This window comes from Pseudomonas asplenii (assembly GCF_001293465.1).
Lineage (GTDB): Bacteria > Pseudomonadota > Gammaproteobacteria > Pseudomonadales > Pseudomonadaceae > Aquipseudomonas > Aquipseudomonas fuscovaginae_B.
This window is the reverse complement of record NZ_JSYZ01000015.1, coordinates 93336-115967: the sequence shown is the minus strand read 5'-3', so window position 1 is coordinate 115967 and position 22632 is coordinate 93336. Positions and strand designations below refer to the sequence as shown.

At 64.1% G+C, this 22632-nt stretch carries 25 protein-coding genes; 14 read left to right on the top strand and 11 right to left on the bottom strand.

The window, feature by feature from the left end; all coding sequences use genetic code 11:
* The first annotated feature begins 146 nt into the window (after window positions 1-146).
* The 3 genes from PF66_RS19295 (at window position 147) to PF66_RS19285 (ending at window position 2209) form a co-directional block, all read left to right on the top strand.
* Window positions 147-959: an HDOD domain-containing protein gene (locus PF66_RS19295; protein ID WP_192842705.1), complete on the top strand. Its 813-nt coding sequence runs from the start codon at window positions 147-149 to the stop codon at window positions 957-959.
* A gap of 34 nt (window positions 960-993) precedes the next feature.
* Window positions 994-1806, top strand: coding sequence for a bifunctional DNA-formamidopyrimidine glycosylase/DNA-(apurinic or apyrimidinic site) lyase (gene mutM / locus PF66_RS19290; protein WP_054063548.1), 813 nt, complete (start codon window positions 994-996; stop codon window positions 1804-1806).
* A 64-nt stretch (window positions 1807-1870) separates the two neighbouring features.
* Window positions 1871-2209 (top strand): hypothetical protein, encoded by a 339-nt coding sequence (locus PF66_RS19285; protein WP_054063547.1) that lies wholly within the window; start codon window positions 1871-1873, stop codon window positions 2207-2209.
* 171 nt (window positions 2210-2380) lie between these two features.
* Here the strand turns inward: PF66_RS19285 and PF66_RS19280 are convergent, their stop codons facing one another.
* The 5 genes from PF66_RS19280 to PF66_RS19260 form a co-directional block, all read right to left on the bottom strand.
* Window positions 2381-2632, bottom strand: a complete 252-nt coding sequence (locus PF66_RS19280) for a YfhL family 4Fe-4S dicluster ferredoxin (protein WP_054058398.1) — start codon at window positions 2630-2632, stop codon at window positions 2381-2383.
* Between the two features lie 148 nt (window positions 2633-2780).
* Entirely contained in the window at window positions 2781-3260 is a 480-nt protein-coding gene (gene coaD / locus PF66_RS19275) for a pantetheine-phosphate adenylyltransferase (protein WP_054058399.1), read from the bottom strand.
* A 111-nt stretch (window positions 3261-3371) separates the two neighbouring features.
* Complete coding sequence (locus PF66_RS19270) at window positions 3372-4967, bottom strand: GMC family oxidoreductase (RefSeq protein ID WP_054063546.1); 1596 nt, start codon at window positions 4965-4967, stop codon at window positions 3372-3374.
* Window positions 4968-5025: 58 nt separating this feature from the next.
* A complete protein-coding gene (locus PF66_RS19265; RefSeq protein WP_054058401.1) occupies window positions 5026-5571 on the bottom strand; it encodes a twin-arginine translocation pathway signal protein in 546 nt (181 codons plus the stop codon).
* 21 nt (window positions 5572-5592) lie between these two features.
* Window positions 5593-7023, bottom strand: coding sequence for a coniferyl aldehyde dehydrogenase (locus PF66_RS19260; protein ID WP_054063545.1), 1431 nt, complete (start codon window positions 7021-7023; stop codon window positions 5593-5595).
* Window positions 7024-7175: 152 nt separating this feature from the next.
* Between PF66_RS19260 and PF66_RS19255 the strand changes: the two genes are divergently transcribed.
* Window positions 7176-7844: a TetR/AcrR family transcriptional regulator gene (locus tag PF66_RS19255; RefSeq protein WP_054058403.1), complete on the top strand. Its 669-nt coding sequence runs from the start codon at window positions 7176-7178 to the stop codon at window positions 7842-7844.
* A gap of 38 nt (window positions 7845-7882) precedes the next feature.
* Window positions 7883-8737: a sulfurtransferase gene (locus tag PF66_RS19250; protein ID WP_054063544.1), complete on the top strand. Its 855-nt coding sequence runs from the start codon at window positions 7883-7885 to the stop codon at window positions 8735-8737.
* 168 nt (window positions 8738-8905) lie between these two features.
* Here PF66_RS19250 and PF66_RS19245 read toward each other — a convergent pair whose 3' ends face one another.
* The 4 genes from PF66_RS19245 to PF66_RS19230 are packed head-to-tail and all read right to left on the bottom strand — an operon-like array spanning window position 8906 to window position 13391.
* Window positions 8906-9886 (bottom strand): hydrolase, encoded by a 981-nt coding sequence (locus PF66_RS19245; protein ID WP_054063543.1) that lies wholly within the window; start codon window positions 9884-9886, stop codon window positions 8906-8908.
* A 54-nt stretch (window positions 9887-9940) separates the two neighbouring features.
* On the bottom strand, window positions 9941-10558 hold the full coding sequence (gene rsmD / locus PF66_RS19240) for a 16S rRNA (guanine(966)-N(2))-methyltransferase RsmD (RefSeq protein WP_054058406.1): 618 nt from the start codon (window positions 10556-10558) through the stop codon (window positions 9941-9943).
* Window positions 10558-12042: a M16 family metallopeptidase gene (locus PF66_RS19235; protein ID WP_054058407.1), complete on the bottom strand. Its 1485-nt coding sequence runs from the start codon at window positions 12040-12042 to the stop codon at window positions 10558-10560. Before PF66_RS19235 ends, rsmD begins: the two co-directional genes overlap by 1 nt.
* Window positions 12039-13391, bottom strand: a complete 1353-nt coding sequence (locus PF66_RS19230) for a M16 family metallopeptidase (protein ID WP_054058408.1) — start codon at window positions 13389-13391, stop codon at window positions 12039-12041. The genes PF66_RS19235 and PF66_RS19230 overlap by 4 nt, the downstream gene beginning before the upstream one ends.
* 355 nt (window positions 13392-13746) lie before the next feature.
* Between PF66_RS19230 and ftsY the strand changes: the two genes are divergently transcribed.
* The 4 genes from ftsY to rpoH all read left to right on the top strand — a co-directional run bounded on the left by ftsY (window position 13747) and on the right by rpoH (window position 17850).
* Window positions 13747-15180, top strand: coding sequence for a signal recognition particle-docking protein FtsY (ftsY, locus tag PF66_RS19225; protein WP_054063542.1), 1434 nt, complete (start codon window positions 13747-13749; stop codon window positions 15178-15180).
* Window positions 15177-15848, top strand: coding sequence for a cell division ATP-binding protein FtsE (gene ftsE, locus PF66_RS19220; RefSeq protein ID WP_054058053.1), 672 nt, complete (start codon window positions 15177-15179; stop codon window positions 15846-15848). Before ftsY ends, ftsE begins: the two co-directional genes overlap by 4 nt.
* The gene (gene ftsX, locus PF66_RS19215) at window positions 15845-16867 is read left to right on the top strand and encodes a permease-like cell division protein FtsX (protein ID WP_054058054.1); all 1023 of its coding nucleotides are present in this window, start codon (window positions 15845-15847) and stop codon (window positions 16865-16867) included. Before ftsE ends, ftsX begins: the two co-directional genes overlap by 4 nt.
* 128 nt (window positions 16868-16995) lie before the next feature.
* Window positions 16996-17850, top strand: coding sequence for an RNA polymerase sigma factor RpoH (gene rpoH / locus PF66_RS19210; protein ID WP_010444950.1), 855 nt, complete (start codon window positions 16996-16998; stop codon window positions 17848-17850).
* 139 nt (window positions 17851-17989) lie between these two features.
* Here rpoH and mtgA read toward each other — a convergent pair whose 3' ends face one another.
* The gene (mtgA, locus tag PF66_RS19205) at window positions 17990-18712 is read right to left on the bottom strand and encodes a monofunctional biosynthetic peptidoglycan transglycosylase (RefSeq protein WP_054058055.1); all 723 of its coding nucleotides are present in this window, start codon (window positions 18710-18712) and stop codon (window positions 17990-17992) included.
* A gap of 70 nt (window positions 18713-18782) precedes the next feature.
* Here mtgA and PF66_RS19200 point away from each other — a divergent pair, with 70 nt between their 5' ends.
* The 5 genes from PF66_RS19200 (at window position 18783) to PF66_RS19180 (ending at window position 22255) form a co-directional block, all read left to right on the top strand.
* Window positions 18783-19154 (top strand): DUF423 domain-containing protein, encoded by a 372-nt coding sequence (locus PF66_RS19200; RefSeq protein ID WP_054058056.1) that lies wholly within the window; start codon window positions 18783-18785, stop codon window positions 19152-19154.
* Window positions 19155-19244: 90 nt separating this feature from the next.
* Window positions 19245-19445, top strand: a complete 201-nt coding sequence (gene thiS, locus PF66_RS19195) for a sulfur carrier protein ThiS (RefSeq protein ID WP_054058057.1) — start codon at window positions 19245-19247, stop codon at window positions 19443-19445.
* Window positions 19446-19504: 59 nt separating this feature from the next.
* Window positions 19505-20299, top strand: coding sequence for a thiazole synthase (locus PF66_RS19190; RefSeq protein ID WP_017903470.1), 795 nt, complete (start codon window positions 19505-19507; stop codon window positions 20297-20299).
* A 9-nt stretch (window positions 20300-20308) separates the two neighbouring features.
* Window positions 20309-21034, top strand: coding sequence for a tRNA (guanosine(46)-N7)-methyltransferase TrmB (gene trmB / locus PF66_RS19185; RefSeq protein ID WP_054058058.1), 726 nt, complete (start codon window positions 20309-20311; stop codon window positions 21032-21034).
* Between the two features lie 201 nt (window positions 21035-21235).
* Window positions 21236-22255 (top strand): terpene synthase family protein, encoded by a 1020-nt coding sequence (locus PF66_RS19180; protein ID WP_054063541.1) that lies wholly within the window; start codon window positions 21236-21238, stop codon window positions 22253-22255.
* Between the two features lie 46 nt (window positions 22256-22301).
* Here the strand turns inward: PF66_RS19180 and PF66_RS19175 are convergent, their stop codons facing one another.
* A complete protein-coding gene (locus PF66_RS19175; RefSeq protein ID WP_010444939.1) occupies window positions 22302-22625 on the bottom strand; it encodes a DUF3392 domain-containing protein in 324 nt (107 codons plus the stop codon).
* Between the last annotated feature and the right edge of the window lie 7 nt (window positions 22626-22632).

The window sequence follows — 22632 nt, the reverse complement described above, 5'->3', positions numbered from 1 at the left end:
GGTTCGTCAAGTTTCATGTGATTGAGTTCACATATCACCCATCCTGAACCACTTTTCCGCTAGAATCGGCGACTCGCCCGGAGTGTGTACCAATGTCCCAAGAACTTTCAGCCGAACAGATCCAGCAGGCCTTGCAAGGCATCAGCGTGCCGCCTCAACCGCAGATCATGGTGGATCTGCAGATGGAGCAGTACATGCCTGATCCGGACCTGGATGTGATCGCCCGGCTGATCAGTCAGGACCCCGGGCTCTCCGGTGCGCTGCTCAAGATCGTCAATTCGCCCTACTACGGGCTGACCAACAAGATCGCCTCGATTCAGCGGGCGGTGACCCTGCTGGGCAGCCGTTCGATCATCAACCTGATCAACGCGCAGTCGATCAAGGGCGAGATGGCCGATGAAACCATCGTGACCCTCAACCGCTTCTGGGACACCGCCCAGGACGTGGCGATGACCAGCCTGACGCTGGCCAAGCGCACCGGCTCCCAGGCCATCGACGAGGCCTATGCCCTGGGGCTGTTTCACGATTGCGGGATCCCGCTGATGCTCAAGCGCTTCCCCGACTACATGACGGTGCTGGAGCGGGCCTACGCCGATGCCGGTCCCGAGAAGCGGGTGGTGGACACCGAGAACGATGCGTTCAACACCAACCATGCGGTGGTCGGCTACTACACGGCCAAGTCCTGGCGCCTGCCGGAGCACGTGACCAACGCCATCGCCAACCACCACAACGCGTTGGCGATCTTCAGCGACGAATCGACCCGCAACAGCCAGTTGAAGAACCTGCTGGCGATCCTGAAAATGGCCGAGCATATCTGTGAGTCCCACCGGGTACTGGGCAACCAGACCGAGGACCGCGAATGGAATGCCATCGGCCACCTGGTGCTCGACTACGTCGGCCTGTCCGACTACGACTTCGAGACACTCAGGGAAAACATCCGCGAACTGGGTGCGCACTGATCGGGCGCACGCCATTTCCTGAACGGGAATCTCCATGCCTGAACTACCCGAAGTCGAAACCACCCGGCGCGGTATCGCGCCTCATCTGGAAGGGCAGCGGGTCAGTCGCGTGATCGTCCGCGACCGGCGCCTGCGCTGGCCGATCCCGGAAGACCTGGATGTGCGGCTGTCCGGGCAGCGGATCGTCCAGGTCGAGCGGCGGGCCAAGTACCTGCTGATCAATGCCGAGGTCGGCACGCTGATCAGCCACCTGGGAATGTCGGGCAACCTGCGCCTGGTCGAGGTCGGCCTGCCGGCGGCCAGGCATGAGCATGTGGATATCGAGCTGGAGTCGGGCCTGGCCCTGCGTTATACCGACCCGCGCCGTTTCGGGGTCATGCTCTGGAGTCTCGACCCGCTCAAGCACGAATTGCTGGCGCGGCTGGGGCCGGAACCGCTGACCGACCTGTTCGACGGCGAGCGGCTGTTCCAGCTGTCCCGTGGGCGCTCGATGGCGGTCAAGCCGTTCATCATGGACAACGCGGTGGTGGTCGGCGTGGGTAACATCTATGCGACCGAAGCGCTGTTCGCCGCCGGGATCGACCCGCGGCGCGAGGCCGGCGGTATTTCCCGGGCGCGCTACCTGAAGCTGGCGACCGAGATCAAGCGGGTGCTGGCCCATGCCATTGAGCGTGGCGGCACCACCTTGCGCGACTTCATCGGCGGTGACGGCCAGCCCGGCTATTTCCAGCAGGAGCTGTTCGTCTATGGTCGTGGCGCCGAGCAGTGCAAGGTCTGCGGCAGCGGCTTGCGCGAGATTCGCCTGGGGCAGCGTGCCAGCGTGTATTGCCCGCGTTGTCAGAGCTGACCCGAGTTGCCGGCAGGCGCTATAGTGAGTCTTTGCCCCCATTGCTTAGCCCAAGGATAGCGCCATGACACCGTTTCGTACCCTGGCCTTGTTGCTGGCCCTGACCTTTGGCCTGCAGTCACTGCCGGCCCTGGCCGAAGACGGGACCAGCGGCGACCCGACCTACCGGATCCAGAACCCGCCAGCCTACGCGATGATCGGTGACCTGCTGGTTGCCCGGCCGCTGCTGGTGGGCGCGACCCTGGTCGGCACGGCGGTGTTCGTGGTTTCGCTGCCTTTTACCGTGTTTGGCGGGGTCGACGGTGTGGGCAAGGCCGGCAAGGCGCTGGTGGTCGACCCGGGCAAGGCGGCCTTCGCCCGGTGCCTGGGTTGCACGGCGGAAGGTTTCGACGGCGATCAGTGATCTGCGGGGGGCTTCGCGGCGACCTGTTCGCGGAAAAGTCCAGCTCCCACAGCGTCAGCGTCGTTCGCAGGACTCATGCACGGCGCGAGCACTTATGGGGGCCGGATTTATTCGCGAAGAGGCCCGCACAGCTTGCCTACCACCATGGAATCCTCCACGGGGCGCGGGATATCAGGCCTTGCCCGTAATCTTGCGATACTTGGCCATCAGCTCTTCCTGGGTTTCCGGATGAGCTTCGTCCAGCGGGATGCAATCCACCGGGCAGACCTGCTGGCACTGGGGCTCGTCGTAGTGGCCGACACACTGGGTGCACAGGTTCGGGTCGATCACGTAGATCTCTTCGCCCTGGGAAATGGCGGCGTTCGGACACTCGGGTTCGCAGACGTCGCAGTTGATGCAATCGTCGGTAATGATCAGGGACATGGGCACTCCGGCCCGGGCGGCAGGCCCGGGCAACGTGAAAACTTGATGTGCCAATTGTGCCGCATTGACGCGCGCAGTGCACGCGGGTACGTCAGGGCTGGCGTCAGCTGCGCCGTCCGTGGCAGCTCCCGGGAGCTGCCAGGCGGGGTTACTTCCTGAAGCGCAGGGTCAGGGCGTCGGCCACCGCCGGGTGGACGAACTTGCTGATATCTCCGCCCAATGCGGCGATTTCTCGAACCAGCGTCGAGGAAATGAACGAGTAGCGCTCGGACGGCGTGAGGAACAGACTCTCCACCTCCGGTGCCAGTTGACGGTTCATGTTCGCCAGCTGGAATTCGTACTCGAAGTCCGACACGGCACGCAGGCCACGCAGGAACACGTTGGCGTTCTGCTCCTTGGCAAACTGCGCCAGCAGCGTGGAAAAACCCATCACTTCGACATTGGGCAGGTGCTTGGTGACCTCGCGGGCCAACTCCACACGCTGTTCCAGCGGGAAAAGCGGGTTTTTCTTCGGGCTGGCGGCCACGGCAATGATCACGTGGTCGAACAGGCGCGCGGCGCGTTCGACCAGATCGCCATGGCCCTTGGTAATCGGGTCGAAGGTACCTGGGTACAACACTCGGTTCATCGCGTCGTCCTGGTGGGAGTCCGTTGGGGAATCGGATGGTATCGCAGCCTTTCCTGTCGGCCAAGTCAGGACGCATGGAAGAAAGCCGTATGGACGTCGTGAACACTCCTCTTATGCGGTTTTCAGGCGCTCTGCCAGGGCCGTCGCCAACTGGGCGGTCAGCCCGTAGACGGAAAGCTGCGGGTTGGCGCCGATGCTGGTGGGGAACAGCGAGCCGTCATGGATCGACAGGTTGCGCAGTTGATGGTGGCGGCCGAGGCTGTCGGCGACTGCGGTTTTCGGGTCTTCGCCCATGGCGCAGCCGCCCATCACGTGGGCGCTGCCCAGCCGGGTGCGGTAGGTTTCCAGGCGCAGACCATCGATCAGGGTTTTGGCCTGGTCGAGGGAGTTCACGTAGTTGGCATCGGCATGCAGCGGCAACACCGACTTGGCGCCGGCGGCGAACTGGATCTCGGCCATGCTGTGGAACGCCCGGCGCAGGCCGTCCCAGGCGTAGGGCGACACCTGGTAGTCGAGCACCGGGCTGCCATCGCCGCGCAGTTCCACCTCACCGCCCGGGCTGTCGGGGTGAAAACCGTCGCGCAGCAGGGCCAGCATCACGTGGGTGTGCGGCAACTGTTCCATGCGCAGGGCACTCTGCGGGCCGAAGCCGCCGAGCAGGGTGCTGGCCAGTGCCGGTTGCAGCGGTGGCACTTCCAGTTTGTAGGACATGTGCCCGGTGGTGCCGTCCAGCCATTGGAAATGGTCGGAATAGATGGATTGCGGGGCGCCGTAATAGGGGTTGATCACCTCGGAAAACTGCCCGGCGGAGAAATTCACCAGGTGCAGGAAGGTCCGTTTGCCCAGGCGATCGTGCGGGTCGGGCGCCTTGGAACGCAGCAGCAGCCCGGGGCTGTTGATACCGCCGCCAGCCAGCACGTAGTGGCGGGCCTTGACGGTGATCTTGCGGCCATTGGGGGCGACGCAGCGCGGGTCCATCCCTGAGCATTGCAGGCTGCTGACCTTGTCGCCCTCGATCAGCAGCCGTTCGGCGCGTGCCAGGTAGAGCAGTTCGCCGCCTTTTTCCAGGGTGGCGGGGATCGTGGTGACCATCATCGACTGCTTGGCGTTGGTCGGGCAGCCCATGCCGCAGTAGCCCAGGTTCCAACAGCCGCGCACGTTGCGCGGGATGACCTTCCAGCTGTAGTTGAGCTTTTCGCAGCCGTTGCGCAGTACGTCGTTGTTGGCATTGGGTGGCATCACCCAGGGCGCGACGCCGAGCCGCTGCTCCATTTTCTCGAACCACGGCGCCATCTCGGCGACGCTGTGGCCCTTGACGTTGTGTTCCCTGGCCCAGTGTTCGAGGGTCGGCTCGGGCGTGCGGAAGCTGGAGGTCCAGTTGATCAGCGTGGTACCGCCGACCGCGCGGCCCTGGAGAATGGTGATGGCGCCATCCTTGCTCATGCGGCCGATCCCTTCCTGGTAGAGGCTGGTGTAGGCCTCGTCTTCGAGCATCTTGAAGTCGTCACTGGTCTTCAGCGGCCCTTCCTCGATCAGCAAGACCTTATAGCCGGCGGTACTGAGGATTTCGGCGGTGGTTCCGCCGCCGGCACCGCTGCCGATGATCGCGACATCGGCCTCCAGAGTCAGGTCCTGTTGCAGTTGCGAGCCGTTGTAGGTTTTCCAGCCGCGGGCCAGGCCTTCGCGGAACAGATCGGGTACCGGCATGTGACGCCTCTTTTATTGTTGTTTTGACAGGTGTGCCTGGTTGAGGGCGGCGGCGAAGCTAGACCTTGGGCGGCCCCGGATAGCCACAGTGGGCCCAGGCCTCGGGGCGGTTGTACCAGGCCATCATCACCAGTTGCAGCAGCGAGGCGTGGCCCATGCGCAGCAGGCTCAGCAGGCTGTTTTCCCAGCGTTCGAGAAAGGCCTGGATCTGCTCGGTACTGGCATTTTCCCAACTACCCCAGATGCCCGTCAGTGGGCCGCGGGTAATGCCCATGCCGAGCACGTCGAACAACTGACGGGTGAGCTTGAGCATCTCCGGCGAGAGGTGGGCGAGGCTCTTGTCGAGGCTGGCCAGGGTCTGGTCGACGGCGGCGGGCATCTTGTCGGGGCTCACCGCCCCCTGCAGCATCACCGGGATCAGCGCCCGCAGAAACGGCAGGTCAGCCGCCTGCAGGACGACGAAGCCGTTGGCCGGCCCGGCCGCCGAACAGCCGGTCAGGCTGGCGGCCAGTCCGGCAGTGGTGAGGAAGGCACTGGCGCACAGGCCGAGTTTCAGCAGGCCGCGCCGTGACAGCTCGGGGGATTCGGACAGGCTTGAAGTCATTATTGTTATACCTGGGCAAGGTCAGCGAACGAACAGCTTCTGGATCAGTTTATGGATCGATTTTCCATAGGGCGGGTAAATCAGTCGTGCGGCGTTGAAGCGCTGCTTGGTCAATACGCCCTTGGCCTTGCTGAAGGTCAGGAAGCCTTCATGTCCATGGTAATGGCCCATCCCCGAGGGGCCGATGCCGCCGAACGGCAGGTCTTCCTGGGGAACGTGCAAAAGGGTGTCGTTGAGGCAGACCCCGCCGGAATGGGTTTCGTGGAGCACCCGCTGCTGCTCGCCCCTGTTGTAGCCGAAGTAGTAGAGCGCCAGTGGGCGGGGTCGCTGATTGATGTAGGCGAAAGCCTCATCGAGGCCGTTATAGGGAACGATCGGCAACAGCGGACCGAAAATCTCGTCCTGCATGACGGTCATTTCGTCACTGACATTCAGCAGCAGGCTGTGGCCCATGCGGCGTTGCTGGCCCTGGTCGAAAAGCGGAATCAGCAGCGCCCCCTTGCTGGTGGCATCGCTGATGTAGCCGTTGAGCCGTGCCAGCTGTCGTTCGTTGATGATGCTGGTGTAGTCCGGGTTGTCCGCCAGGGTCGGATAGAAGCCGCGTACCGCCTGGCGATAGGCTTCGACGAAGGCACCGACCCGTTCCTCCGGCACCAGCACGTAGTCCGGGGCCACGCAGGTCTGGCCGGCGTTCAGGGTCTTGCCGAAGGCGATGCGCTCGGCGGCGTCCTTGAGTGGTACGTCGCCGGAGACGATCGCTGGCGACTTGCCTCCCAACTCCAGGGTCACCGGCGTCAGGTGCTCGGCGGCGGCGCGCATCACGTGCTTGCCGATGCTGGTGGCGCCGGTGAACAGCAGGTGATCGAACGGCAGCTTGGAAAAGGCCATGCCGATGTCCACGTCACCGAGTACCACGCACACCAGATCTTCCGGGAATACCCGGCCCAACAGTTCCTTGAGCAGCAGGCCGGTGGCCGGGGTCGATTCGCTGAGCTTGAGCATCACCCGATTGCCCGCGGCCAGGGCGCCGACCAGCGGGCCGATGGCGAGAAACAGCGGGTAGTTCCACGGCACGATCACGCCCACCACGCCCAGCGGCTGGTAGACCACCTTGGCCGAGGCCGGCTGGAAGGCCAGGCCGACCTGGCGCCGGGCCGGCTTCATCCAGCGCTTGAGGTGCTTGCGGGCGTAATGGATGCCGTGGAGGCTGGGCATCAGTTCGGCCAGCAGGGTCTCGTCGGCGCTGCGGTTGCCGAAGTCGGCGTTGATGGCTTCGATAATTGCCCGTCGTTCGTCGCTGAGTAGATGGCGCAGGCTCTCCAGCCACTGCCGACGTTGCTCGGCCGGTGGCATCGGATGCGCGGCATAGGCCCGGCGCTGGGCCTGGAACAGGCGCTGGAGCTCGCTCTGTTGCTGCTGTGATTCCTGCAGGTAGGCGATTTCGGCAGACATGGCGCACTCCAGAGAATGTGTTTTTATTTTTAAACAAATGTTTAGAGCTAAAGCTCGAAAATGTCAACAGCCGTGGGCGCCACGAACCGTTTATCCCTCGCGTGATAGGCCGTAAGATGCGAAACACCGCACTTTTGAAGTAAAGCTGAGTCATGGCCCGACGAATAAAAACCAGTGAGCGCATCGTTCAGAACAGCCTCGACCTGTTCAACCAGCAGGGCGAGCGCAGCGTCAGCACCAATCACATCGCGGCGCACATGGAGATTTCGCCGGGCAACCTCTACTACCACTTCCCCAACAAGCAGGCGATCATCGCCGTGCTGTTCGCCGAATACGAAGAACTGGTGGACAGTTTCCTGCGCCCGCCCCAGGGCCGCGCCGCGACCATCGAGGACAAGCGCTTCTATCTCAAGGCGCTGCTGGCGGCGATGTGGCGCTATCGTTTCCTGCATCGCGACCTTGAACACCTGCTCGAAAGCGATGCCGAACTGGCGGCGCGTTATCGGCGGTTCTCCCAGCGCTGCCTGATCCAGGGGCAGTTGATCTACAAGGGGTTCGTCGATGCCGGGATTCTCGCGATGGACGCGGTGCAGATCGAGTCGCTGACCCTCAACGCCTGGATCGTTCTGACCTCCTGGGTGCGCTTTCTCAGCACCACCCGGGAAAGCGCCAACCACCTGAGCGAGGAGTCGATCAAGCGTGGGGTGTACCAGGTGCTGGTGCTCGAGTCGGGCTTCGTCACGCCCCAGGCCCGGGAGGCGGTCGACAGGTTGCTGAATGAATTCTATGTCCCCCTGGCCAAGGCTCTGGAAGAGGCCTAGGGCGGCGGGTTGTTTTATCCCTTTACGAGGAATGAGTCATGCCCCTTGCGCAATTGATCAGCCCGCAGCAACTGGCCGAGCGCCAGGCCCGGCCCGGGTTGGTGATCCTGGATTGCCGTTTTGCCCTGGAAGACCCCGACTATGGCCAGCGCAGCTATGCCGAGGGGCATATCGAGGGCGCGCACTTCGCCGATCTGGAGCGCGATCTCAGCGGCCCGGTGACCCGGGGCGTGACCGGGCGTCACCCGCTGCCCGAGCCGGCGGCGCTGGTGGAACATCTGCAGGCCTGGGGGATCAGCGCCGACAGCGAAATCGCGCTGTATGACGATGGCCCCGGCATGTACGCGGCCCGGGCCTGGTGGTTGCTGGCGTGGCTGGGCAAGCGCGATGGCGTGTTCCTGCTCGATGGCGGCCTGAAGTCCTGGCACGCGGCCGGGTTGCCGTTGAGTCTGAATCCACCGCCGAGTGGCCGTGGCACTTTCAGCGGCAGTGCGGACCCTTCATTGCTGATCACTGCCGAACAGCTGCAACAGCGCCTCGGCCAGCCATCCATGACGCTGCTCGATGCCCGCGCGTTGCCGCGTTTTCGGGGCGAGGTGGAGCCTATCGATCCGGTCGCCGGGCATATCCCGGGGGCGCAGTGCGCGGCGTTCAACGACAACCTCGGTGCCGACGGACGGTTCCTGCCGGCCGATCAGCTCAAGCAGCGTTTTGCCGCCCAGTTGGGTGATCGCCCGGTGCAGGAGCTGGTGGCCTATTGCGGCTCCGGGGTGACGGCGTGCCACAACCTGTTTGCGCTGAGCCTGGCGGGTTATCCGCTGGCAACCTTGTATCCGGGCTCGTGGAGCGAGTGGATCACCGATCCGCAGCGGGCGATCGCTATCGGCGATTGAGTGGCTGGTCTGTTCGCGGGCAAGCCCTGCTCCTACAGGCTGAGCGTCGTGCCAGTCCTGCGCACCACACCGCCCTCGTGTAGGAGCAGGGCTTGCCCGCGAATGGGGCCATAAGTCATGCCCCGTATCGTGAAACGGCCTGCACCAGGCATCAGTCGGTGACAGGGCTCAGCGGCCGGCCAGCCACTGCGGAATCCGTCGCTCCAGGTAGTAGTCGGGCTTGCCCAGGCTGCCGTCGACGAAGCCGACATGACCGCCCTTGTCCTGCAACTCGAACTCGGTATCCGCCGCCAGCTCGGCCGGCTCCGGCAGGCTGTGGCGGAACACGAAGGGGTCGTCCGCCGCCTGGATGATCAGGGTCGGTGTGCGGATTGCGCCGAGAAAGTACCGGCTCGATGCCCGGCGGTAATAATCCTGGGCATCCCGGTAGCCATGCAGCGGCGCGGTCACCCGGCCGTCGAAATCCCAGAAGGTGCGCATGCCCGTCAGCGGGCCGAGATCGCTGAGGGTCGCCAGGCCTTCGAGTCTGCCGTCATGCTGGAACTGGCGCTGCTTGTCCTTGATGTAGGCGAGCATCTCGCGCATGAAGTGCGCCTGGTAGACCCTGGAAAAACCCTGGCCGATGCGGTCTGCGCACTGATCCAGGCGAAACGGCACCGAGACCGCGACGCCAGCCTGCAAGCCGCTGTCGCCGGCACTTTCCCCCAGATGCTTGAGCAGCACGTTGCCGCCCAGCGAATACCCTACGGCGTAGAGTGCCGCCAGGGGCCGCTTGCGCCGAAGGTGGGCGATGGTCGCGGCGAGGTCCTCGCTGGCCCCGGAATGATAGCTGCGGGCCAACAGGTTCGGCTCGCCGGAGCAGCCCCGCCAGTTCAGCGCGACGCTGGCCCAGCCGCGATTGGCCAGGGCCTGTTGCATGCCGACGATATAGGGCGAATTCGAGGATCCGGTGAGCCCGTGCAGGAGCAGTACCAGGGGTGTCGAGGCCGCGTGGGGGCCGAACCAGTCGAGGTCGAGAAAGTCGCCGTCGTCCAGCCAGAGCCGTTCGCGCTGGCGGTCGAGTACGGTCTTCTTGCGCCAGAGCGGACCCCAGAGGGTCTGCAGATGGGGGTTGCCCAGGCCGGGAGCGGGGCTGAAACGGTTGGACATGGGGGGCGGTCTGTCTCGTCGTGGGTGCGCCAGGCGGCGCACCCGGTCGATCGGTCAGCCGGCGGCCGGGGCGCTGCGTTGCCATAGCGCATAGTACACCTGCCCGGACTTCTGCTCGCGGTGCAGGCGCCAGTTGCCTGGCAGGCCGAGGGTCGAGGGTGCGCTTTCGCTTTCGGTGTAGACCCAGGCATCGTCGGCCAGCCACTGGCGCTCTTCCAGCAGCGCGCAGACACCCGGCAGCAGGTTCTGGTTGAACGGCGGGTCGAGGAACACCAGGTCGAACGCGCTGGCCGGCTGGGTCTCCAGGTAGCGCAGGGCATCGGCGGTCTGCACCTGGCCGACGGTGCAGCGCAGGGTGCCCAGGTGCTCGCGCAGGCTGGACACGGCGACATGGCTGGCATCCAGCGCCTGGCCCATGGCCGCGCCACGGGACAGCGCCTCGAGGAACAGCGCGCCGCTGCCGGCGAACGGGTCGAGTACCCTGGCACCGGCGACGTAGGGTGCCAGCCAGTTGAACAGCGTTTCGCGCACCCGGTCCGGGGTTGGGCGCAGCCCCTGGACATCGGGGAAGGTCAGGCGGCGGCTGCGCCATTCGCCGCCGATGATGCGCAGTTTGTTCACGCCGTTGTGCGACGGTGCGGGTTTCTTGCTGGGACGCGATGGGCTGGCCATTAGTGCTCCGGAACCCCGAGCGGCTGCTCGGCGGGTTTGTCTGTCGGCGGCGGCAACGGCTTTTGCGGTACCGTCGGGCCTGCGGTGACGACGATCATCTTGTCGACGCTCAGGTGTTTGTCCATGGCGGCCTTGACCTGTTCGACGGTCAGCGCCTGGGTCTGCTGCATGAAGTCTTCAAGATAGTTCAGCGGCAGGTTGTAGAAGCCCATGGCACCCAACTGGCCGACGATATCGCTGTTGCTGGCGGTGGACAGCGGAAAGCTGCCGGCCATCTCGCGCTTGGCGTCGTCGAGTTCCTTCTGGGTCGGGCCGGACTTGAGGTACTCGGCCAGCACGTCTTCGACCAGTTTCTGCGTGCCTTCGCTCATTTCGGCGCGGGTCTGCAGGTTGATCATGAACGGGCCGCGCGCCTGCATCGGGCTGAAGCCGGAGTAGATACCGTAGGTCAGGCCGCGTTTTTCCCGCACCTCGCTCATCAGCCGAGTACCGAAACCGCCACCGCCGAGGATCTGGTTGCCCAGGGACAGCGCGGCATAGTCGGGATCGGCCCGGTCGATGCCCATCTGGGCCAGCAGGATGGTGGTCTGCTTGGACGGGAACTCGATATGCCCGCTGCTCGGTTGCGGGTCCTTGGCCAGGGCGATTTTCGGCAGTGCCGGCCCTTTTGGCAGGGCGGCCGAGACCTGGGCGGTCAGGGCTTCGGCTTCGCTGCGCGAGAGGTCGCCGACCAGCGCGATCACCACGTTGCCGGCGGCGTAGGCCTTGGTGTGGAAGGCGCGCAGTTGGGCGACGGTGATTGGCGGGATGCTCTTGGCCGTGCCTTCGCTGGGGTGACCGTAGGGGTGGTCGCCGTACAGGCGCTGGGACAGGTCCAGGCTCGCCAGCTTGCCGGGGTTCTGCTTCTGGAACTCGAAGCCGGCCAGCAGCTGGTTCTTGATCCGGGCCAGGGAATCGGCCGGGAAGGTCGGCTTGCCGACCACCTGGGCGAACAGCTTCAGGGCCGGCTCGCGTTTGTCGGCGGCACTGAGGCTGCGCAGCGAGGCGATCGCCATGTCCTTGTAGGAGCCGTTGCCGAAATCCGCGCCAAGGCCTTCGAAGCCCTGGGCGATGGCGCCGACGTCCTTGCCGGCCACGCCTTCGTTGAGCATGGCGTTGGTCAGGGTGGCCAGGCCCGGGGTCTTGCCGTCCTGGCTGCTGCCGGCGGCGAAGGTCAGGCGCAGGTCGAACATCGGCAGTTCATGGGCCTCGACGAACAGCACCCGGGCGCCTTCGGCGGTGTTCCAGGTCTGTACGTTCAGGCTGCGCCGGGCCGGCGCCTTGTCGTCCAGTTCGGCCAGCGATTGCAGCTTGTGGCTCGACTTGGCCTCTTCCAGGGCCTGGCCGGCCTGGGCACTTGCCAGACCCAGCAGGGGCAGGCCGAAACTGCCGGCGGCGACGATCAGGGCCAGGCCGGGCAGGGTGAAGCGCGAACCCTTGCTCATGGGCGGGTCTCCTCGGGCAGTACATGGGCGACGCTGAGACGTTCGCGGGTGAAGTAGGTGCGGGCGGCCTTCTGGATGTCCTCCGGGGTCACGCTCTGCAGGTCGGCCAGTTCGCTGTCCATCAGCTTCCAGGACAGGCCGACGGTTTCCAGCTGGCCGATGGCGGTGGCCTGGCTGGTGATCGAGTCACGCTCGTAGACCAGCCCGGCGATGACCTGGGCACGCACGCGTTCAAGCTCCTCGGCGGTCGGCGGCTTGGTCTTGAGCTGGTCCAGCAGGCGCCACAGACCGGCCTCGGCGTTGGCCAGGGTTTTCTTCTTCTGTACGTTCGGCATCGCCGACAAGGTGAACAGGCTGTCGCCACGGGTGTAGGCGTTGTAGCTGGCCGAACCGCCGGAGATCAGTTCCTCGCCACGCTCCAGTTGTGAGGAAAGGCGGGCGCTGTAGCCACCATCGAGCAGCGCGGCGATCAGGCGCAGGGCATTGACCGAACGCGGGTCCTGGGCGGTGGCGATGCTCGGCACGTTGAACCCGAGCATCAGGCTCGGCAACTGGGTCTTCACGTGCAGGGTGATCTGCCGTTCGCCGGGTTCGTCCAGCTCGCGCGGAATCTTCGCCGGTGGCGTGTCGCGCCGGGGGATTGCGCCGAAGTAGCGCTGCGCCAGGTTCTTCACCTCGTCCGGGGTGACATCGCCGACCACCACCAGGGTGGCGTTGTTCGGCACGTACCAGGACTGGTACCAGTGGCGCAGTTCCTCGACCTTCATGCGGTCCAGGTCGGCCATCCAGCCGATGGTCGGCGTGTGGTAGCCGCTGGCCGGGTAGGCCATCGCCTTGAAGCGCTCGAAGGCCTTGCCCATCGGCTTGTCCTCGGTACGCAGGCGGCGCTCTTCCTTGATCACCTCGATCTCGCGGCTGAACTCGTCTGCCGGCAGGCGCAGGCTGGCCATGCGGTCGGCTTCCAGTTCGAAGGCCACGCCCAGGCGGTCGCGGGCCAGGACCTGGTAGTAGGCGGTGTAGTCGTCGCTGGTGAAGGCGTTTTCCTCGGCGCCCAGGTCGCGCAGGATCAGCGAGGCCTCGCCGGGGCCGACCTTCTCGCTGCCCTTGAACATCATGTGTTCCAGGGCATGGGAGAGGCCGGTCTGGCCCGGGGTTTCATAGCTCGAACCGACCTTGTACCAGACCTGTGAAACCACCACGGGGGCGCGGTGGTCTTCGCGGACCACGACCTTCAGGCCGTTGTCGAGGGTGAATTCGTGGGTCGGTTGCGGGTCGGCGGCGAAGGCCGCGAGCGGCAGACAAAGCGTGCTGAGCAACAGGCCGGCGGCGCGGCGGGCTAGAGCATTCATTCGTTCTTAAACCTGTAGGACTGCCCGCTTGGTTTAGCGTCGGCGGGCGAGGAGGTGCTAGGATACTGATCCGTTTTACTGGCGGCCACGTCTATCCGGTCCCTGTGCTGCGCGCCAGGCCCGGAAAGGCTGTATGGGTCACCGGCCGAAACCTGCGCTCTGCCACTGCAGATCGTGGTGTTTTCGCCGATTTTGCCGTTCCAGATCTTCGTTTGGCGTCTGACTTCAGAGAAGTTTGATCTTCTCGACAAAATGTTGCGCGTGAACAAGCGGGTTAAATCGCAGTCTGTTCTGCATCGAATATTATTTGCCGGCGTGCCCATGGCGCGTCGCTACCTTGAGATAGCCGTCCTCCATGTTTGGTTCCAACGACGACAAGAAGACTCCAGCTGCGGCTGGCGAGAAAAAAGGCCTGTTCGGATGGCTGCGCAAAAAGCCGCAGGAAACCGTCGTCGAACAGCCGCAGGTTCAGCCCGAAGTCGTGCCGACGCCCGTCGTCGAGCCGGCCCCGGTGGCTGTCGAGGCACCCGTGAGCGCCGAGCCGGTGCGTGAGCAGCCGGTTGCCGAGGCACCCGCGCCAGCGACGCCCTGGCCGCCGCTGCCCGTGGCTGAAGAACCGGTGGCGCTGGTCGAGGATGTCCAGGCCGAACCGGTCGTCCCGCCGATTCCGCCGGTGGCTGAACCTGTCGCGCCCGCGCCTCGGATCGCCGAGGTTGCACCTGCACCTGCACCTGCACCTGCACCGGTCGTAGTCGAGGCGCCTGCGCCGGTCGCTCCCGTTGTGCAGGAGCCCGCTCCGGCCGCTGTTGTCGAGCCGGCTGTGGCGGAGCCCGCCAAGCCGGCAGCTCCAGAGGCCAAGACCGGCTTCTTCGCCCGCCTCAAGCAGGGCCTGTCCAAGACCAGCGCCAGCATCGGCGAAGGCATGGCCAGCCTGTTCCTCGGCAAGAAGGCCATCGACGATGACCTGCTCGAAGAGTTGGAAACCCGCCTGCTGACCGCCGACGTTGGCGTCGAGGCCACCGGCGTGATCATCCGTAGCCTGACCCAGAAGGTCGCGCGCAAGCAGTTGACCGACAGCGACGCGCTGTACAAATCCCTGCAGGAAGAGCTGGCGGCGATGCTCAAGCCGGTCGAGCAGCCGCTGCAGATCGACTCGCAGCACAAGCCGTACGTCATCCTGGTGGTTGGCGTCAACGGTGCCGGCAAGACCACCACCATCGGCAAGCTGGCCAAGAAGCTGCAGCTCGAAGGCAAGAAGGTCATGCTGGCCGCCGGCGATACCTTCCGGGCCGCGGCGGTGGAGCAGTTGCAGGTCTGGGGCGAGCGCAACCATATCCCGGTGATTGCCCAGCACACCGGTGCCGACTCGGCTTCGGTGATCTTCGACGCGGTGCAGGCGGCCAAGGCCCGTGGCATCGACGTGCTGATCGCCGATACCGCCGGTCGCCTGCACACCAAGGACAACCTGATGGAAGAGCTGAAGAAGGTCCGTCGGGTGATCGGCAAGCTCGATGAGCAGGCGCCGCACGAGGTGTTGCTGGTGCTGGATGCCGGCACCGGGCAGAACGCTATCAACCAGGCCAAGCAATTCAACCAGACGGTCCAACTGACCGGTCTGGCGCTGACCAAGCTCGATGGCACCGCCAAGGGTGGGGTGATCTTCGCCCTGGCCAAGCAGTTCGGCGTGCCGATCCGTTATATCGGGGTGGGCGAAGGCATCGACGATCTGCGCACCTTCGAGGCCGAACCCTTTGTCCAGGCACTTTTTGCCGAGCGGGAGCGTTCATGATTCGTTTCGAACAGGTCGGTAAGCGCTATCCGAATGGACACGTCGGCTTGCATGAGCTGAGCTTTCGCGTCCGTCGTGGCGAGTTCCTGTTTGTCACCGGCCACTCCGGTGCCGGTAAAAGCACCCTGTTGCGCCTGTTGCTGGCGATGGAGCGGCCGACCTCCGGCAAGCTGCTGCTGGCCGGCCAGGACCTGGGGCAGATCAGCAACGCGCAGATTCCGTTCCTGCGCCGGCAGATCGGCGTGGTGTTCCAGAACCACCAGTTGCTGTTCGATCGTACGGTGTTCAACAACGTCGCCCTGCCGCTGCAGATTCTCGGCCTGTCCAAGGTCGAGATCGCCAAGCGCGTGGACTCCGCGCTGGAGCGTGTGGCCCTGTCGGACAAGGCCGAGCTGTACCCCGGCGACCTGTCCACCGGTCAGCAGCAGCGTGTCGGTATCGCCCGGGCCATCGTTCACCGCCCGGCGTTGCTGCTGGCGGACGAACCGACCGGTAACCTCGACCCGCGCCTGGCGGCGGAGATCATGGGGGTGTTCGAGGACATCAACCGCCTCGGCACCAGCGTCCTGATCGCCAGCCATGACCTGGCCCTGATCGCCCGCATGCGCCATCGCATGCTGACCTTGCAACGCGGCCGATTGATCGGCGATGGGGAGGCTGGCGCATGAGTGCGACCCGTAGTCCGAAAGTGGCTGAGCGCGTGGCTCCAAAGGCCTCCGAAGCACCACCACCGAAGAAAAGGCGCGACGAGGACGATGGTCCGGACTTCGGCACCCTGCTGCGCGCCTGGATCGAAAGCCACCGGGCCAGCCTGGCGGACAGTCTGCGCCGGTTGGGCAAGCATCCGATCGGCAGTTTCTTCACCTGCATGGTGATGGCGGTGGCGCTGAGCCTGCCGATGGGCCTGTCGCTGCTGCTGAACAACATCGAGCGCCTGGGCGGCTCCTGGCAGCGGGCGGCGCAGATCTCGCTGTACCTGCAACTGGACGCCAGCCCGAGCGAAGGCGAGAGCCTGAGCGAGCAGGTCAAGGCCATGCCGGGCGTGGCCGATGCCGAATTCATCAGCAAGGAAAAGGCCCTGGACGAGTTCCAGCAGCAGTCCGGGCTGGGCGAGGCGCTCAAGGAACTGCCGCAGAACCCGCTGCCGGGCGTGGTGCTGGTGACGCCGAACGAAGTCGACAAGCCGACCCTGGAAGCCTTGCGTCAGCGCCTGGCCGAGCTGCCCAAGGTGCAGCAGGCGCAGCTGGACCTGGTCTGGGTCGAGCGCCTGGCGGCGATCCTCAAGCTCGGCGACCGGTTCGTCTTCGGCCTGACGGTGCTGCTGGTTTCCGCATTACTTTTGGTGATAGGCAATACCATTCGTCTTCATATTGAAAACCGCCGCACCGAGATAGAAGTGATTAAACTGGTGGGCGGCACCGATAGCTACGTGCGTAGGCCGTTTCTGTACATGGGCGCGCTTTATGGCTTTGGCGCCGGGATTCTGTCCTGGGGCGTGCTGGCGTTCGGCCTGAACTGGCTCAACGAGGCGGTGGTCGGGCTCGCGGGGCTCTACGGCAGCGATTTCGCCCTGGCCGGTGTCCCGGTTGCCGATGGTCTGTCGCTCTTGCTTGGCGCGGTGCTGTTGGGGTATATCGGTGCGTGGATTGCGGTGGCGCGGCACCTGCGGGAGCTGGCACCGAAGTAATTAATGTCAAATTAATGTGTTTTTGTTGGTATTGACCGTAGTGGCGATTAAAGGAACTTGTTCAGCGGTTCCCGGTCAATTTTCGCAGTGCTTCACTGCACGAGTCTGTGAGTCGGAGGTTTTTTCGTATGACCACTTCTTTGCAACCTGCCTATGCGCTGGTCCCGGGTGCGAACCTGGAGGCCTACGTCAATACGGTGAACAGTATTCCGCTGTTGTCGCCGGAGCAGGAGCGTGAACTGGCCGAGAGTCTCTACTATCAGCAGGATCTTGAGGCCGCTCGGCAAATGGTGCTGGCCCACCTGCGTTTTGTCGTCCATATCGCCCGTAGCTATTCCGGCTACGGCCTGGCCCAGGCTGACCTGATCCAGGAAGGCAACGTCGGCCTGATGAAGGCCGTGAAGCGTTTCAACCCGGAAATGGGTGTGCGCCTGGTGTCGTTCGCCGTGCACTGGATCAAGGCGGAAATTCACGAGTTCATCCTGCGCAACTGGCGGATCGTCAAGGTCGCGACCACCAAGGCCCAGCGCAAGCTGTTCTTCAACCTGCGCAGCCAGAAGAAGCGTCTGGCCTGGCTGAACAACGAGGAAGTCCACCGTGTGGCGGAAAGCCTTGGCGTCGAGCCACGTGAAGTGCGCGAGATGGAAAGCCGGCTGACCGGCCAGGACATGGCGTTCGACCCGGCGGCGGAAGCCGACGACGACAGCGCGTTCCAGTCTCCGGCCAACTACCTGGAAGACCATCGCTACGACCCGGCGCGCCAGCTGGAGGATGCCGACTGGAGTGAAAACTCCAACAGCAACCTGCACGAGGCCCTGGAAGTGCTGGATGAGCGCAGCCGTGACATCCTCTACCAGCGCTGGCTGGCGGAAGAGAAGGCCACGCTGCACGATCTGGCGCAGAAGTACAACGTTTCGGCCGAGCGTATCCGCCAGCTGGAAAAGAGTGCGATGAACAAGCTGAAGCTGTCGATTGCCGCCTAAGCGTTCGCTGCAATGAAAAACGCCCCGAGTTGATCGGGGCGTTTTCGTTTGGGCCAGAGGTTGGGCCAAGTGGTGCGTTTGAAGGCCTGTTCGCGGGCTTGCCCGCGAACAGGCCTGACCCGCTACCCCGGTAACCAGGCTACAGCGCCCAGGGCGACCGGCGCGAATCGTTCAGCCCGGCCAGATACCCGGTTCCACCCAACTGACTCATCTGTTGGCGAATCCACCCCGCCCGCCGCGCCACATAGGTGCTCGGGTGGCTGGCACTCCATTCCCGCGGGTTGGGCAGCACCGCCGCCAGCAGACTCGCCTGCTGACGCGACAAGGCCGCCGCGCTGACCCCGAAATGATGTCGCGCCGCCGCTTCCGCGCCGAACACGCCTTCATCCCACTCGACGCTGTTCAGGTACACCTCGAGAATCCGCTGCTTGGGCCACAGCGTCTCGATCAGCACGGTGAACCAGGCCTCCAGCCCCTTGCGCAGATAACTGCGGCCGGACCAGAGAAACAGGTTCTTCGATACCTGTTGGCTGAGGGTGCTGGCACCGCGGATCGAGCCGCCGCGCTCGTTGTGCAGGAAGGCCGCCTGGATCGCGTCGAAGTCGAAACCCCAGTGTTCGGGAAACTTCTGGTCCTCGCCGGCCATGACCGCTACCTTGAGTTCGTCGCTGATCTGGTCCCAGGGCTTCCAGGTCCGTTGCAGGTCGATCGGCTGGCCGTCGGTCCACGACTCGATCTTGCGCTCGACCATCAGTGCCGTGCCCGGTGGCGGTACCCAACGGAACAACAGCACCAGCAGCACGCTGGCGATGGCGAACCACTTCAGGGCGGTGAGAAGGCGGCGGAACAAAGGCTGCAACATAGAGATGGCTTGGCCGGGGCGTAGGAGCGGGCCATTATACAGACCCTGTGTCCCCTGAATGGAGTGCGTCATGTTGCGTGTGTTCCTGCTGCTCGCCGCGTTTTTCGGTTTCACCGGTGTCGGCCTTGGCGCCTTCGCCGCCCATGGCCTGAAAAACCGCCTGAGCGCCGACTACCTGGCGATCTTCCATACCGGCGTCACCTATCAGTTGGTCCATGCCCTGGCGCTGTTCGGCGTGGCGCTGCTGGCCGCCCATGTTCCGGGCCGCCTGGTGACCTGGGCCGGTTCGGCGTTCGCCGTCGGCATCCTGCTGTTTTCCGGCAGCCTGTACCTGCTGACCCTCAGCGGCGTCAGCAAACTGGGCATCATCACCCCGTTCGGCGGCCTGGCCTTTCTCGCCGGCTGGTTCTGTCTGGGGCTGGCCGCCTGGCGCCTGAGCTGACCGCGCAGTCCGCTTCAAGACGAATGGCTTGGGTCGTCCGGACTGATCGGGCTAGAATGTTGGCCCCTAAAAATGATGGCAGCCTGGCGCATGCGCATTCAATTGAACGGCGAATCCTATGAACTGCCCGACGGCGAAACCGTCGCGGCGTTGCTGGCCCGGCTTGACCTGGTCGGGCGGCGGGTGGCGGTGGAGCTGAACCTGGATATCGTCCCGCGCAGTCAGCACGCCGAAACCGCCCTGCGTGAAGGCGATCAGGTCGAAGTGGTACACGCCATCGGCGGCGGCTAGTCCGGTCCCGCGCCCTGATCCACCCCAGCAAGCCCTGAACCTTTCAAGAGGATGTGTGCATGAGCACTGTTCGCAGCGACAAGCCTTTCGTGCTGGCCGGCCGTACCTACCAGTCCCGCCTGCTGGTCGGCACCGGCAAATACCGCGACATGGAAGAAACCCGCCTGGCCATCGAGGCCTCGGGGGCCGAGATCGTCACCGTCGCGGTGCGTCGCACCAACCTGGGCCAGAACCCGGGTGAGCCGAACCTGCTGGACGTGCTGCCGCCGGATCGCTACACCATCCTGCCGAACACCGCCGGTTGCTATGACGCGATCGAGGCCGTGCGCACCTGCCGTCTGGCCCGCGAGCTGCTCGACGGGCACAACCTGGTCAAGCTGGAAGTGCTGGCCGACCAGAAGACCCTGTTCCCCAATGTGATCGAAACCCTCAAGGCCGCCGAAGTGCTGGTCAAGGAAGGTTTCGACGTGATGGTCTACACCAGCGACGACCCGATCATCGCCCGCCAGCTGGCGGAAATCGGCTGCATCGCGGTCATGCCGCTGGCCGGCCTGATCGGCACCGGCCTGGGTATCTGCAACCCGTACAACCTGCAGATCATCCTCGAGGAGGCGAAGATCCCGGTGCTGGTGGATGCCGGCGTGGGTACCGCGTCCGACGCCACCATCGCCATGGAACTGGGCTGCGAGGCCGTGCTGATGAACTCGGCCATCGCCCATGCCCAGCAACCGATCCTGATGGCCGAGGCGATGAAGCATGCCATCGTCGCCGGTCGCCTGGCCTACCTCGCCGGGCGCATGCCGAAAAAACTCTATGCCAGCGCGTCCTCGCCGCTGGATGGTCTGATCAAGTAAGAGCCTTTGATGACTGAATCGAACGAAACGCCAATCCACACGGAAGCAGGCGAAGAGCGCCAACACCGCCGCATCAAGAGTTTCGTGATGCGTGCCGGGCGCATGACCGAAGGCCAGCAGAAGGGCCTGGAGCAGGGTGGGCCGCTGTTCATCCTGCCGTTGGCCGACGCGCCGGTGGATTTCGACCAGGTGTTCGGCCGCAGTGCGCCGCGCTCGCTGGAAATCGGCTTCGGCATGGGCCATTCCCTGCTGGAGATGGCGGCTGCGGCGCCGGAGCAGGATTTCATCGGTGTCGAAGTGCACCGTCCGGGTGTCGGTGCGCTGCTCAACGGCGTGCTGACCCAGGGCCTGAAGAACATCCGCGTCTATGATTGCGACGCGATCGAAGTGCTGAGCCGTTGCGTGGCGGACAACAGCCTGGACCGGCTGATGCTGTTCTTCCCCGATCCGTGGCACAAGAGCCGGCACCACAAGCGCCGTATCGTCCAGGCGTCCTTCGCCGAACTGGTGCGCAGCAAGCTGAAGGTCGGCGGTGTCCTGCACATGGCTACCGATTGGGAACCGTATGCCGAGTACATGCTGGAAGTGATGAATGTCGCGCCGGGTTATCGCAACCTGGCCGAAGACGGCAAATGCGTACCGCGCCCGGCCGAGCGGCCGATCACCAAGTTCGAGCGCCGCGGTGAGCGCCTGGGGCATGGTGTGTGGGACCTGAAGTTCGAAAAGCTGGCGTAGGGTCTCCCCATCCGATGATCGCCCCACGCTGGCGTGGGGACGATTAAAAGTCGCCATTTTCAAATTTGCGGACTAGCCTACTACGCAATGGCGCAAATTGCCTGTTTGCGCCTCTGGTCCATAACCTTCCGATACAACCTGCCTTGCAGTCGACAGCCGGTTATTAGTCAGTGGCATTTCCTTGTTTGAAAGGAGCGTCCAATGAGCCTGACAACCGAGTTTTTCCTGCCCCAGCTACCCCGGCTGTTGCCCTATGCCTATCATCCGAACGCGACCCGGATTGAGTTCGCCTCCAATGGTTGGGTCCGGCGAATGCTGGGCGATTGCTTTATCAGCGAGAGTGAATTATTGCGTTTTTTGCGCGAGCGCAATGGCTTGTATGGCTCGCTGACCGTGCCGAGGGCCAGCGAGCAGCGGACCCAGGATGTCGCCGACTGGTATCAGTATGTGACGCTCATCGATACCGTCATGGCGCAAATCAATAATCCGCATGAGTTGTTCTCGACGATCGTGAACGGTTTCAATGCCGATGAGATTGATGAGCCACGATCTTACATCAAGGCAGCCAATGAACTATGGCGGCGTATCAGTCCAGGATTGAGCAAGGCACAACTCGCCAGATTTCTGGCAAGCCTTGAGGTGTTTCTGAAGGGTTGTACGTCGGAGATGGATGTCCAGCAGGGCCAGAGCATGGACGTCTTCGATTACGAGGCTTGCATGGCCTTGCGAAGAGATAGCTTTGGTTGTGATTTCATCGAGTTGTTGGCCGAGTATGGCGCAGAAGTCGACATGAGCGACTGTCTGGAGCAGATGGTCGAAGTGCACCTGCACTGCCGCCGGCAGATGATCCTGGTCAACGATCTGTTGTCCTGGCGCAAAGAGCGGTTACATGACGAAAAGATCAACCTTGTTCGGATTCTCATTGAACTGGAGGGATATGATTTGCAGGGCGCGGTAAATCGTCTGGTGGCCTTGGTCGAATATCATGAGAGAGCCTACATCGCGGCCAGGGATGAGCTGCTTTCCGGGCTGTTGGGAAAGCGCGACGATGTGCGTAAGTATCTGCTTTTCCTCGACCACCTGATGGGCGGGACTCAGGAGTTCGAATACCTGACTCCGCGCTACTTTGGAGACGGCTCGGTGTGGGATGGGAGTACGTTCGGCTGGGTTGATCTTGAGGCGGCGGTCACCCGCTTCCGCGAGCAGCCGAGTGCCTGCTGAGCAGGCCCCGAACTCTGCGGCGGACGCCGCCCCGGGCAGACCAGGCTCAACGCCGGTCCGCCACCACCCCGATCAGGATCAACACCACCAGCAGCACCGGCGCCAGGCTGTAGTTGTTGAACTGACTCAGCCCCCGTACCACCCAGGGCGTGGCGTAGATCAGCGCCAGGCCGCTGCCGATCATGCACAGCAGGGCCATCAGTGGCACGCGCAGCGCGCCGGCAATACTGCCCAGGCGCTGGTCGACCCAGGCCTTGAGATCTGCCCCGAACAACACCAGCAGGCAGCCCACCAGCGCCAGGGAAATTTCCGAGAGGTTGCTGCGGCTCCAGCGCGATACCGTGGCAAGCAGGCCGAGTATCAGGTCCATGGGGTTT

Excerpts from the sequence above, each read along its gene's own strand:
- PF66_RS19200 (WP_054058056.1), top strand. The coding sequence starts at position 18,783 with ATGTTGCGTGTGTTCCTGCTGCTCGCCGCGTTTTTCGGTTTCACCGGT.
- thiS (WP_054058057.1), top strand. The coding sequence starts at position 19,245 with ATGCGCATTCAATTGAACGGCGAATCCTATGAACTGCCCGACGGCGAA.
- ftsY (WP_054063542.1), top strand. The coding sequence starts at position 13,747 with ATGTTTGGTTCCAACGACGACAAGAAGACTCCAGCTGCGGCTGGCGAG.
- PF66_RS19250 (WP_054063544.1), top strand. The coding sequence starts at position 7,883 with ATGCCCCTTGCGCAATTGATCAGCCCGCAGCAACTGGCCGAGCGCCAG.
- PF66_RS19285 (WP_054063547.1), top strand. The coding sequence starts at position 1,871 with ATGACACCGTTTCGTACCCTGGCCTTGTTGCTGGCCCTGACCTTTGGC.
- ftsX (WP_054058054.1), top strand. The coding sequence starts at position 15,845 with ATGAGTGCGACCCGTAGTCCGAAAGTGGCTGAGCGCGTGGCTCCAAAG.
- rsmD (WP_054058406.1), bottom strand. The coding sequence starts at position 10,558 with ATGGCCAGCCCATCGCGTCCCAGCAAGAAACCCGCACCGTCGCACAAC.
- PF66_RS19180 (WP_054063541.1), top strand. The coding sequence starts at position 21,236 with ATGAGCCTGACAACCGAGTTTTTCCTGCCCCAGCTACCCCGGCTGTTG.
- PF66_RS19260 (WP_054063545.1), bottom strand. The coding sequence starts at position 7,023 with ATGTCTGCCGAAATCGCCTACCTGCAGGAATCACAGCAGCAACAGAGC.
- ftsE (WP_054058053.1), top strand. The coding sequence starts at position 15,177 with ATGATTCGTTTCGAACAGGTCGGTAAGCGCTATCCGAATGGACACGTC.
- PF66_RS19235 (WP_054058407.1), bottom strand. The coding sequence starts at position 12,042 with ATGAGCAAGGGTTCGCGCTTCACCCTGCCCGGCCTGGCCCTGATCGTC.
- PF66_RS19175 (WP_010444939.1), bottom strand. The coding sequence starts at position 22,625 with ATGGACCTGATACTCGGCCTGCTTGCCACGGTATCGCGCTGGAGCCGC.
- PF66_RS19190 (WP_017903470.1), top strand. The coding sequence starts at position 19,505 with ATGAGCACTGTTCGCAGCGACAAGCCTTTCGTGCTGGCCGGCCGTACC.
- PF66_RS19245 (WP_054063543.1), bottom strand. The coding sequence starts at position 9,886 with ATGTCCAACCGTTTCAGCCCCGCTCCCGGCCTGGGCAACCCCCATCTG.
- rpoH (WP_010444950.1), top strand. The coding sequence starts at position 16,996 with ATGACCACTTCTTTGCAACCTGCCTATGCGCTGGTCCCGGGTGCGAAC.
- PF66_RS19230 (WP_054058408.1), bottom strand. The coding sequence starts at position 13,391 with ATGAATGCTCTAGCCCGCCGCGCCGCCGGCCTGTTGCTCAGCACGCTT.
- PF66_RS19255 (WP_054058403.1), top strand. The coding sequence starts at position 7,176 with ATGGCCCGACGAATAAAAACCAGTGAGCGCATCGTTCAGAACAGCCTC.
- PF66_RS19265 (WP_054058401.1), bottom strand. The coding sequence starts at position 5,571 with ATGACTTCAAGCCTGTCCGAATCCCCCGAGCTGTCACGGCGCGGCCTG.
- mtgA (WP_054058055.1), bottom strand. The coding sequence starts at position 18,712 with ATGTTGCAGCCTTTGTTCCGCCGCCTTCTCACCGCCCTGAAGTGGTTC.
- coaD (WP_054058399.1), bottom strand. The coding sequence starts at position 3,260 with ATGAACCGAGTGTTGTACCCAGGTACCTTCGACCCGATTACCAAGGGC.
- mutM (WP_054063548.1), top strand. The coding sequence starts at position 994 with ATGCCTGAACTACCCGAAGTCGAAACCACCCGGCGCGGTATCGCGCCT.
- trmB (WP_054058058.1), top strand. The coding sequence starts at position 20,309 with ATGACTGAATCGAACGAAACGCCAATCCACACGGAAGCAGGCGAAGAG.
- PF66_RS19280 (WP_054058398.1), bottom strand. The coding sequence starts at position 2,632 with ATGTCCCTGATCATTACCGACGATTGCATCAACTGCGACGTCTGCGAA.
- PF66_RS19270 (WP_054063546.1), bottom strand. The coding sequence starts at position 4,967 with ATGCCGGTACCCGATCTGTTCCGCGAAGGCCTGGCCCGCGGCTGGAAA.